The following is a 9791-nucleotide window of genomic DNA, read 5'->3' on the forward strand; positions in this document are numbered from 1 at the left end:
TAATACTTCCATAATCTTAACACTCATATCTCCAGTTTTAATTAAGTACTTGATAAGATCTTGAAGGTTTAAACTATCATCAGTCATTACTGCTAAAGCTATAAAATAAAAATCATCTACTTCATCGCTATTGTATTTAATAAATCTAGCTTGATGTGCATATGCTGCAATTCCTTTTAATCCGTATTTTATAGTTTCGCGAACTGATCGTATATCAGCATCTAAATCCTCATCATACATAACACCTGCTTTTTTAGCATCTTCAAGCATCTGCTCTTTAGTATCACTTAGATTATATAAAGCCTCTATTGCATTTACTTCTTCTCCTGATGCCTTTGTCCTTACATCTTCTTTTATTACTTGAGATTTTTTAAGCATATCCATATGAGACTTTGGATCAAAATTAACATTAGTTAATGTCATAAATAATGAATTTTCAATAAATGAAACCCATGACTTATCAATTCTTTCGCCTTTGGCTAAAAGTTTAGTAGCATAACAGCTTATTCCTTTTAACTGATATATGAGCAAATCCTGTAGTGCTGCAATTTCTGGTGTTTTTCCACAGACTCCCACTTTGGTGCAACCTTTTCCACCAAAAGTTTGTTCGCATTGAAAGCAAAACATTTTTCCTTGCATATGTACCCCTCCTAATTTTTAGAACTTCTATAATCTATTCTACACTTTCTTGGTATAATTATACAAGACAAGAATGAAAATAGTTACATAAGTTTGAGCTTTGATTTTATTCAAAATATTATAGTTATAAAAATGCTAATGTTATAATAATTATTGGGATCGTAATTAAGGGACAGTCTCATCTTAGAAAATGAAACTGCCCCTTTTCACATTATTGTAATGTTTTAAAACTTCCGCAGTCAGTACATTCTGGTGTTTTTGCAACACTTTCATGTCTTATAACTTCTATTTTGTTTAGAGTGCAGTAATTATCATCTTTACAATGATGTTTACATTCATTTACTGTACAACCTATGCTATCATTATGGTTCATACGAAAATCACCTCCATTAAATAATTGAATACAAATTATTATTATCATCATTAAGGTTAATTATACATAATAAATATTCTGTTTTTACGAAAGTTTTTCAATGACTATTTGATAGAACATCCTTTTTTCTGTTGAATCATAGGGAATAGTACACTGTTTTCTAGATAAATATGAATAAATAAATCTTTTTCTAAGTCATGGATTTTTGTATATGCTAGTATAAAAGAAGTACAAGCATCCTCTGGAGCATTAAAATCTCTAGTTATCTTCTCTAGTTTTTTAATTATATTCCCAGCTGCGTCATGTTCACTCTCTGTATCCTTAATAACATGGTATATTTCTGATAAGACACTATCGTCCTTCGTTATTTCTAATTTTTCAATAAGTGGGAACAGATGCTCTTCCTCTTTAATGAGATGCTCCTCAAGTTCTGTTTTCAAGGATCCAAAAAGTTTGTGCACCTTTAACAGTTCTTCACTATGATGCTGAAAATGTACCTTTAGTACTTTAAATAATAGAATATCTATTTCTCTAAGTTGTTTTTTTGTAAATTCATGGTGAGTTTGCACTATATGCTTTATTAAGGTGGAAGGTTTTTCTTTTCTCCAGTCTTTATATTCTGAGTTTGATTTTATAAATTTCTCGTACTCGTTATTAAGTTCCCCCACAATTGTATCATAACCTATGGCCATCTCGTCCAAGGCTCCTGCTAAGGTATCATGTCCACCACAGCAGTAATCTATTTTATATCTGTTAAATATCTCTGCAGCACCTGGAAAAATCGAAACTATTTCGCCAAGGCTTTGTTTTTCATTTATAACTTTTAACATAATTAATTCCTCCTCTTATTTTACTTTGTTTTAATTTGTTCTTGCTTTCCTATGACCTCATTCTATAATAATTTTCATTTTAAAAATATGATTCAAATCACAAATCAAAAAAATAAAAATTTTACACTTTTTATTATTTGACCACAATAAATTAAAAATGCTATGATATTAAATGGTAGGTTGGAGTCACAAGAGAAACCATAAGTGATTTTTTTTAAGATTAGGAAAGAATTTTTAAAAGTGGCAGTAGCAAGTTAAAACTATTGTAAGTGGTAAATCATTAATATATTTGATTTAAATCACATAAAAAACTGAACTATATGTATATAATGTTATTTAAAGAATCAAATAAATGAAGACTTTGTAATTAAAACTAACATTAAGAAATTAGTAAAATAAATCTAGACAAATATATTTAACTTTTGGGAAAATATTTGACGATTATAATGGAGGCAATTAAAATGAATAATAACATAGTTATATTAGGTGGTGGTGCTGCAGCTATAAGTGCAGTTAAGGCAATCAGAGAAATTGATAGCGATATAAATATATTTATATTCCAAAATGAAAAATATTTTCCTTACTATAGGATAAAGTTGACAAAAGGCCTCTTCAATATTCTTGATGAGAAAAAAATAATGCTTCAGAAAAGAGATTGGTACGATTTAAATAATGTTAAATTGTGTCTTGGTAGTGAAGTTATTGAAATTGATATAATTAAGAGTGAAATTTCCTTGCAAGATGGAAACAAATTTGGCTATAATAAGTTATTACTTGCTAATGGTTCAAAAAACTTTATGCCACCTATTGATGGTATTGATAAGAAAAATGTTTATACCATAAGAAAATTAGATAATATTCTAGACATACAAGATAGTGTTAATGATAAGACAACTATCTTAAATGTGGGAGGTGGAGTACAAGGAATAGAAACTGCATGGAGTCTGAATAAATATGGTAAAAATGCTATCATAGCCGAGTTTCAAGAAAGATTAATGCCTCGTCAGTTAGATAAAAGGGCATCCGAAATTCTTAAAACTGCAATTGAAGGGTTTAAAACTAAAGTGCTTTTAAATACACACATAGTAAAAATTCTTGGAGATAATAAGGTAAACGCTGTACAAACAGTGGATGGACAAATTATTGAAAGTGACATGGTGATCTTTTCTGTGGGCATAAGAGCTAATAAGGAATTATTAGAGGGTACAAAAGTAAAAACTAATAATGGAATTATAGTTAATGAGAAAATGGAAACTAATATAAAAAATGTTTACGCCGCAGGAGATGTAGCAGAGTTAAATGGAAGAATAGTAGGACTTTGGAACATTGCTATTGAACAAGGAAAAATAGCAGGATATAATATTGTAGGTAAAGAGGCGGTTTACGAAGAGGTTGTACCAGTTACTATATTAAATGCTTTCAATATAGCACTTTTCTCCATGGGTGAGGTAGATGAGAACCAATGTGATAAAACAATAACACAAGAGGATTCCAATGGGTCGTGTTATAAGAGGTTGTTCATTAGAGATAATAAAATAATAGGTGCCATTGTAATAGGAGATAACAAGTATTCTACCTTAATAAAGGTTGCAATAGGAAAGAAAATTGTTTTTTCAGACTTGGATTTATTGAATACAAGTGCAAATGATTTATTAGTGAAATTAAAAAGTAGTTGACTGGAGGGTATTAAATGAGTTTTAAAATAAGTGATACTGTAACCTGGGTTGGAAAAATTGATTGGGAGCTTCGATCATTCCATGGTGAGGAATACTCTACACATAAAGGTTCTTCATATAATTCATATTTAATTAAAGATAAAAAAACAGTATTGATGGACACTGTTTGGAGCCCATTTTCTAAAGAATTTATAGCTAATCTAAAAAATGAAATTGATTTAGACAAAATTGATTATATTGTAATGAATCACTCTGAAAGTGACCATAGTGGTGCACTTACAGATTTAATGAAGGAAATACCTAACACCCCGATTTATTGTACAAAAAGTGGTGCTAAAATAATAAAGGGACATTATCATAAGGATTGGAACTTTGTAGAAGTTAAAACTGGTGATACCTTAGATTTAGGCAAGAATAAATTGACATTCATAGAGGCAAAAATGCTTCATTGGCCAGATACTATGTTCACATATATGTCAGGTGAAAACATTCTATTTAGTAATGATGGTTTTGGTCAGCATTATGCCTCAGAGTTTATGTATAATGATAAAGTTGATCAGGCTGAATTATATCAAGAGGCAATAAAATATTATGCAAATATTTTAACTCCATTTAGTAAATTCGTCGTACGTAAAATAGAAGAGATATTAAGCTTTAATTTACCAGTTGATATGATTTGTCCTAGCCATGGAATAATATGGAGAGATAATCCATTGCAAATAGTAAATAAATATATGGAATGGGCAAAAAATTATCAAGAAAATCAAATCACAATAATTTATGATACTATGTGGAACTCCACGAGAAGGATGGCTGAAGCCATAGCAGAAGGTGTAAAAAGTTCAAATAGTGATATTACAATAAAGATTTTCAATTCATCTAAAAGTGATAAAAATGATATTATTACAGAAGTATTTAAATCAAAGATTGTGCTTGTTGGTTCATCAACGATAAATAAAGGAATATTATCTTCAACAGCGGCAATACTAGAAATGATTAAAGGACTTGAATTTAAAGGAAAAAGTGTAGCAGCCTTCGGCAGTTATGGATGGGGTGGAGAGTCTATAAAGATAATTACTGAAGATTTAAATAAAGCTGGTTTTGAGGTGATAAATGAAGGAATAAGGGAATTGTGGAATCCAGATGATGATGGATTAAACAGATGTAGAGATTTTGGAATGAATATTATAGAAAAAATCTAATTATATTTTAGGGAGGTATATTATGGAAAAGTATGTTTGTACAGTATGTGGTTATATTTATGATCCAGCAGAAGGAGATAGTGATAACGGAGTTGCTCCTGGTACAAAGTTCCAAGATATCGCTGAAGACTGGGTTTGTCCTTTATGCGGAGTTCCAAAGTCAGATTTTGAAAAAGTAGAAGAATAATATATTAATAGAGGAGGTTGATTTTTATGAAAGGTTTTGTTGATAAGGATACATGTATAGGATGTGGATTGTGTGCTTCGGTATGCCCGGAAATCTTTGAGATGAATGATGATGGATTGGCAGAAGCATCTGAAAATGAAATTGAAGATAAGCTAATGGAAAGCGCGAAAGATGCTGAAGAGCAGTGTCCTGTAAGTGCCATAACAATTGAGTAATAGTATTATTGATAATTATTAGCACTAGCCAAGGCTGGTGCTAATAATTATATCTTAATAATAACTTTTTTTATTTTCCATAACAAAAGTCTCTGGTGATATTTTTGTACATAATCCACAACCCATGCAATATTGCTTATTTACATTAAGCACAAAATCTCAAGGAATTGATTCAAAAGGAAATATATTAACTATTAGTGATTTTACTGTTGGTGATGTTTTAGATGGGAATTTGCTTCTTTTACATAGAAATTTTTATCCTATAACAGTTATTTCAAAAACTGATGCTATCATCGTCCATATGAGTCACAACAATTAATAATTGTTACGCGCCCCGGAGAACACCCAGAGGGTGAGAATTTTATATTTTCAAAAGATTAGAATTTCTTAATGGAATTTCACGTTTCAAACTCTTATTTGGAGTCACGCAGGAGAAACTCATACTTTTTTACTCTATTTTTCTACGTAGTTACTTACATGTTTAATAACCATATTAATTGTTCCATCACCATTTCTTTGTACTTCAAACCGGCTATTATCATTATATGTTTCTTCATTCACATATAAATCTATATCTTTATCTATTTTAAGTCTTACTCTTTTTAGTTTTTTATCTATCCATTCCTTATCAAGGCTAATATTTTCTTCTATTCCTTGCTCGGCTATAAATTGCGTAAACTTTTCCTTAGTTTCATGCTCCTGCGGAAATATTTGCTCAGATAATTCCTTAACATCAATATTATCTTCTTCTCTAAGTTTTCTTTTTATAGTACTTCTAATAGCTTCTGCTTTTTCTGCATTTTCCGGAAAGTTTTTTTGAGTGAATTTTTCAGCTGCTTTGACAAAACTTTTAGTAACATCTCTTTCATTTTTGATGATTTGACACCCTAAGAAATCATTTGTAAAATAATCTGATCCTGATTCTTGACTCTCACTATTACTTGATTCTTTAGTTTTAATTTTTTTATCTATAACCATTAAATCAAAACTACTTTCCGCTCTAATAGGTTTGAGAAAAGCACATTTTTGTATCCTTTGTGAACTCCCTGGTAGACCCGTGATCTGTGATACTATATCAATGCCCAATTTATTATCAACAAACTCAATAGTATGCACATAGTTCTTAATATAATCCATTTTAAATATGCCAAGCATTGGCCCAAACTCTGTAGTAAAAGATACTATTACCAAATCACATGATGGGATACCCCCCATAGATCTCATTAAGATAAACATCTGTTTTGCTATCTCCTTAGATACAGCAAGTAGATTATTTTCACCATTTAAATATTCCTGTGATATATTTTTTACTATATTTTCTTCCGCATTAAACACTCCATATTTTAACTCTTCATCTTTTAAACACTTTTGTATATGTTTAAGTAAGAAGTCATGTTTTTCTTCATCTAGGTCTAATGCATATTCATTCATTATAGGTTCATCTGCATTGTTATCTAAGACATGAATGATAGCCTCAGTTATATTAACTTCTTTTATGTACTCCAAAAAAACACCACCTTGAATATATTCGTCTATTTTTTTAAAGACGCCCATTTATTATACTATGTATTGATAATTATAACAAAGTTATATATTACTATTATACATCTCACTATGTTAACACATTATAAGGTTTACCTGTTTACCTAGTTTAAATTTACAACTGAAAATTCATAATTTTAATCATTTATTAATGTTACTTTATTTAACTTATGATATAATCACAATTAATAAGTAAGAGAGTTATCCATAATTATTTACTTAAAACAACATCTAAAATAGTATTAACAGGAGGATCACGTTGAAAGAAATAGAGACTAGAATTATAGATATTGATGTACCACAAATACGTAAAAAATTATTAGATTTAAATGCAATAAAAGTAAAACAAGAAAATCAAATAAATAATATTTATGATTTTTCGGATAAAAGGCTTCTAGATAACAAAGGCTATGCTAGAATACGTACAGTAAAAGATGATATAACAAATTCTACAATTCATTATATCACCACGAAAAAGCTAATAAGCCAAGAAAAATACAAAGTTATGGATGAACATGAATCAGAAATTAAAGATGAAGTCGCAGCTAGAGGTATATTTGAAGCCTTGGGACTAGTTCTTATGCAATCTATTAAAAAATATAGAGAAAGCTACAGATATAAAAATACACTTATCGAAATAGACATAAATGAAAAGGAATTTTGTCCTTTTCCTTATATAGAAATAGAAAGTGAAAACGAAGTGGAGATTTTAGAAGTTATAAAACTTCTCGGTTATAGTTTAGAGGATACTACCTCTAAAACTATTTATGAAATATTAAAATCAAAAAACAATTTGGAAGGAATATAATGTTTGGGTATGTAACTCCATGTAAAATGGAAATGAAAATAAAAGACTATGAAAAGTTCAAAGCATATTATTGTGGCCTTTGCAAATCTATTAAAAGTAATTTTGGTAACTTGCCAAGGATTACCTTAAACTTTGATATGACTTTTTTAGCAATACTTTTAGACTCTTTATCGGATTCAAAATATAACTTCACTGAATTTAAATGTTTAATCCATCCTCTAAAAAAAAGGCTTATGCTTAATAATAATAATGCTTTAGATTATGCAGCATTTTGTAATATCACATTAGCATATTACAAGCTAATGGATGATGCTCAAGATAATAAAACAATCAAAAGCAAAGTTTCTTCAATGATTCTAAAAAACTATCTACCAAAACCTAATGATTTGTCAAATTCTAATTCGTTAGATATAAATAATATATCATATAATGAAGTAATGGATTATACAAAAGAAAAAATATTATTGCTAAACACTTTAGAAGTTCATCATAAAAATCTGCCGATAGATGAACAGCTATCTATAGATGAGTTATCCCATGTTTTTGCTGACCTTACAGGTTTTATAATATCCTTTTACTATAAGGATTCTTCTTTTAAAGAAGACTTATATTGGCTTGGCTATAACTTAGGTAAATGGATATATATTATTGATGCTTATGATGATTTAGAAAAAGATATGAAAAACAATGAATTTAATGCTATTAGTTCATTATTAAATAAAGATAAACTGGATTTTGAAAGTTTTAGTGTTTTAATTAAACCAAGAATTAATTTTTTATTGTCTACTTGCGCCCAGCAATGTTTAAAACACTTGAATAATTTGCCTCTGATAAAAAATGAAGATATATTATATAATATACTAGAACTAGGACTCATGGAAAAGATGGATAAAGTTTTTAATAACAAAAGTAATGCTGATAATTTAAAAGGAGTGGAATATAAAAATGATAAATCCCTATGAAGTACTTGGTGTACGCGAAGGCACCTCTAAAGAAGATATAAAAAAAGCATATAGAGAACTAGCAAAAAAATATCATCCTGATCAATATGGTGATAATCCTCTAAAAGATTTAGCCGAGGATAAAATGCAAGAATTAAACGAAGCTTATGATTCACTTATGAAAAACCACAATTCTTCTAGTAGTTACAGTTCTAATACTGAGTATAACTCTTCTAACAATTATGGTTCTAAATCAAGTGATGACTATTCTAATAACAATATATATCAGTCAGTAAGAATGGACTTAAATAATGGAAATATACCCTCAGCTGAGCAAAAATTAGGTACAATGAGTACAAAAACTGCTGAGTGGAATTTCTTAATGGGAATGGTTCATCTCAAAAAAGGTTGGCACGATAGCGCTTATAGTTTTATAAGTCGCGCCTGCACCCAAGAACCTAATAATGTTGAATACAGAAAGAGTTTTAACCAACTAAATACGCGTTCTTCAAACTACAGAGACAACTATTATGGTAAACGTAATAATGATGCTGGTATGGGTAATATGTGTCTTAACTTATGGTGCGCAGATAGTATTTGTGAATGTTTAGGCGGAGATCTTATTTCATGTTGTTAAACTTAATTATTAGGAGATGATTATATGAAGTCGAGCAACATTGCTAAGGGTGGTATATTTGCAGCCCTTAGTTTGATATTATTGTACTTATCGTCAGTACTACCAACAAATAGATTATCAATATTAGTAGTAGCCTCTTGCATCATACCCCTTTCTATTATGCTTACTGGATTTAAAAATACCCTTGTAGTGTATGGCGCTGTTTCCTTGCTTAGCTTATTTATTATCCCTTCAAAACTCATAAGCGTGACTTATATCCTTATTTTTGGATGCTATGGTTTTGTAAAATATTGTATAGAAAAGTTAAGAAATACGCTTCTAGAAATTGTACTAAAGTTATTGTATTTCAATTTAACCACCTTTATAATTGTATTTATATATAAATTAGTACTGCTGAAAATCCCTAATGTAAATATAAATATATTTTTAATAATTGTAATTATCCAAATAGCTTTTATACTATATGATTATATCCTTACAGCCTTTATATCCTATGCTAGAAAAAACCTTATTAAGAAATTAAAATAACTGGCATTCTGTCAAGCATTTTTGAAAATGTCCCAATAAACGTTAAACATTAGCACCAGTTTTCTGGTGCTTTTACTTTATAATCAATTTTATTTATGGGGTCAATTAATAAACCTCGAGGTATCTTTCAAGAATAAAAATTGTAATATTAATTTTTTAAGCCACTTGTTCTTTCCGGTGAGCCTGTTTTTTAAGAAAATTTTCGAAAGAAGC

14 protein-coding genes are annotated in these 9791 nt (G+C 29.3%); 8 read left to right on the forward strand and 6 right to left on the reverse strand.

Annotated features, from left to right (window positions below):
* The 3 genes from ACREVX_RS05230 to ric all read right to left on the reverse strand — a co-directional run.
* Nucleotides 1-639 (reverse strand): anaerobic carbon-monoxide dehydrogenase catalytic subunit (locus ACREVX_RS05230; protein ID WP_500861851.1); only part of this gene is annotated, 639 nt, incomplete at its 3' end.
* Between the two features lie 211 nt (nt 640-850).
* Nucleotides 851-1012, reverse strand: coding sequence for a DUF1540 domain-containing protein (locus tag ACREVX_RS05235; RefSeq protein WP_431543115.1), 162 nt, complete (start codon nt 1010-1012; stop codon nt 851-853).
* 104 nt (nt 1013-1116) lie between these two features.
* Nucleotides 1117-1842: an iron-sulfur cluster repair di-iron protein gene (gene ric / locus ACREVX_RS05240; RefSeq protein WP_431543116.1), complete on the reverse strand. Its 726-nt coding sequence runs from the start codon at nt 1840-1842 to the stop codon at nt 1117-1119.
* A gap of 461 nt (nt 1843-2303) precedes the next feature.
* Here ric and ACREVX_RS05245 point away from each other — a divergent pair, with 461 nt between their 5' ends.
* The 4 genes from ACREVX_RS05245 to ACREVX_RS05260 are packed head-to-tail and all read left to right on the forward strand — an operon-like array spanning nt 2304 to nt 5122.
* Entirely contained in the window at nt 2304-3518 is a 1215-nt protein-coding gene (locus tag ACREVX_RS05245; protein WP_431543117.1) for an NAD(P)/FAD-dependent oxidoreductase, read from the forward strand.
* Nucleotides 3519-3532: 14 nt separating this feature from the next.
* The gene (locus tag ACREVX_RS05250; RefSeq protein ID WP_431543118.1) at nt 3533-4720 is read left to right on the forward strand and encodes an anaerobic nitric oxide reductase flavorubredoxin; all 1188 of its coding nucleotides are present in this window, start codon (nt 3533-3535) and stop codon (nt 4718-4720) included.
* 22 nt (nt 4721-4742) lie between these two features.
* The gene (gene rd / locus ACREVX_RS05255) at nt 4743-4907 is read left to right on the forward strand and encodes a rubredoxin (protein WP_431543119.1); all 165 of its coding nucleotides are present in this window, start codon (nt 4743-4745) and stop codon (nt 4905-4907) included.
* 26 nt (nt 4908-4933) lie between these two features.
* The gene (locus tag ACREVX_RS05260) at nt 4934-5122 is read left to right on the forward strand and encodes a ferredoxin (RefSeq protein ID WP_431543120.1); all 189 of its coding nucleotides are present in this window, start codon (nt 4934-4936) and stop codon (nt 5120-5122) included.
* A 54-nt stretch (nt 5123-5176) separates the two neighbouring features.
* Here ACREVX_RS05260 and ACREVX_RS05265 read toward each other — a convergent pair whose 3' ends face one another.
* Nucleotides 5177-5248 carry a hypothetical protein gene (locus ACREVX_RS05265; RefSeq protein ID WP_431543125.1) on the reverse strand — a complete coding sequence of 24 codons (72 nt, stop codon included), beginning with the start codon at nt 5246-5248 and terminating at the stop codon, nt 5177-5179.
* On the opposite strand from ACREVX_RS05265, the gene ACREVX_RS05270 reads away from it, so the two are divergent.
* Nucleotides 5247-5441, forward strand: a complete 195-nt coding sequence (locus tag ACREVX_RS05270) for a hypothetical protein (protein ID WP_431543127.1) — start codon at nt 5247-5249, stop codon at nt 5439-5441. The two genes, ACREVX_RS05265 and ACREVX_RS05270, sit on opposite strands and share 2 nt — an antisense overlap.
* 134 nt (nt 5442-5575) lie before the next feature.
* On the opposite strand, the gene ACREVX_RS05275 is transcribed toward ACREVX_RS05270, so the two are convergent.
* Nucleotides 5576-6628 carry a nucleoid-associated protein gene (locus ACREVX_RS05275; RefSeq protein ID WP_431543121.1) on the reverse strand — a complete coding sequence of 351 codons (1053 nt, stop codon included), beginning with the start codon at nt 6626-6628 and terminating at the stop codon, nt 5576-5578.
* A gap of 295 nt (nt 6629-6923) precedes the next feature.
* Between ACREVX_RS05275 and ACREVX_RS05280 the strand changes: the two genes are divergently transcribed.
* The 3 genes from ACREVX_RS05280 to ACREVX_RS05290 are packed head-to-tail and all read left to right on the forward strand — an operon-like array spanning nt 6924 to nt 9050.
* Nucleotides 6924-7472, forward strand: coding sequence for a class IV adenylate cyclase (locus ACREVX_RS05280; protein ID WP_431543122.1), 549 nt, complete (start codon nt 6924-6926; stop codon nt 7470-7472).
* Nucleotides 7472-8434: a DUF5685 family protein gene (locus ACREVX_RS05285; RefSeq protein WP_431543123.1), complete on the forward strand. Its 963-nt coding sequence runs from the start codon at nt 7472-7474 to the stop codon at nt 8432-8434. Before ACREVX_RS05280 ends, ACREVX_RS05285 begins: the two co-directional genes overlap by 1 nt.
* A complete protein-coding gene (locus ACREVX_RS05290) occupies nt 8421-9050 on the forward strand; it encodes a J domain-containing protein (RefSeq protein WP_431543126.1) in 630 nt (209 codons plus the stop codon). Before ACREVX_RS05285 ends, ACREVX_RS05290 begins: the two co-directional genes overlap by 14 nt.
* Before the next feature lie 20 nt (nt 9051-9070).
* Here ACREVX_RS05290 and ACREVX_RS05295 read toward each other — a convergent pair whose 3' ends face one another.
* On the reverse strand, nt 9071-9292 hold the full coding sequence (locus tag ACREVX_RS05295; protein ID WP_431543124.1) for a hypothetical protein: 222 nt from the start codon (nt 9290-9292) through the stop codon (nt 9071-9073).
* Nucleotides 9293-9791: the final 499 nt, after the last annotated feature.

Source organism: Clostridium sp., assembly GCF_050717545.1.
In the GTDB taxonomy this organism is placed as follows: domain Bacteria; phylum Bacillota; class Clostridia; order Clostridiales; family Clostridiaceae; genus Clostridium_AD.

What these genes read in the sequence shown, in the direction of transcription:
- ACREVX_RS05235 (WP_431543115.1), bottom strand. Translation starts at nt 1,012, where the DNA reads ATGAACCATAATGATAGCATAGGTTGTACAGTAAATGAATGTAAACAT.
- ric (WP_431543116.1), bottom strand. Translation starts at nt 1,842, where the DNA reads ATGTTAAAAGTTATAAATGAAAAACAAAGCCTTGGCGAAATAGTTTCG.
- ACREVX_RS05245 (WP_431543117.1), top strand. Translation starts at nt 2,304, where the DNA reads ATGAATAATAACATAGTTATATTAGGTGGTGGTGCTGCAGCTATAAGT.
- ACREVX_RS05250 (WP_431543118.1), top strand. Translation starts at nt 3,533, where the DNA reads ATGAGTTTTAAAATAAGTGATACTGTAACCTGGGTTGGAAAAATTGAT.
- rd (WP_431543119.1), top strand. Translation starts at nt 4,743, where the DNA reads ATGGAAAAGTATGTTTGTACAGTATGTGGTTATATTTATGATCCAGCA.
- ACREVX_RS05260 (WP_431543120.1), top strand. Translation starts at nt 4,934, where the DNA reads ATGAAAGGTTTTGTTGATAAGGATACATGTATAGGATGTGGATTGTGT.
- ACREVX_RS05270 (WP_431543127.1), top strand. Translation starts at nt 5,247, where the DNA reads ATGCAATATTGCTTATTTACATTAAGCACAAAATCTCAAGGAATTGAT.
- ACREVX_RS05285 (WP_431543123.1), top strand. Translation starts at nt 7,472, where the DNA reads ATGTTTGGGTATGTAACTCCATGTAAAATGGAAATGAAAATAAAAGAC.
- ACREVX_RS05295 (WP_431543124.1), bottom strand. Translation starts at nt 9,292, where the DNA reads ATGAGTTTTGAAGGGATAATAAATAAGCTAAGCAAGGAAACAGCGCCA.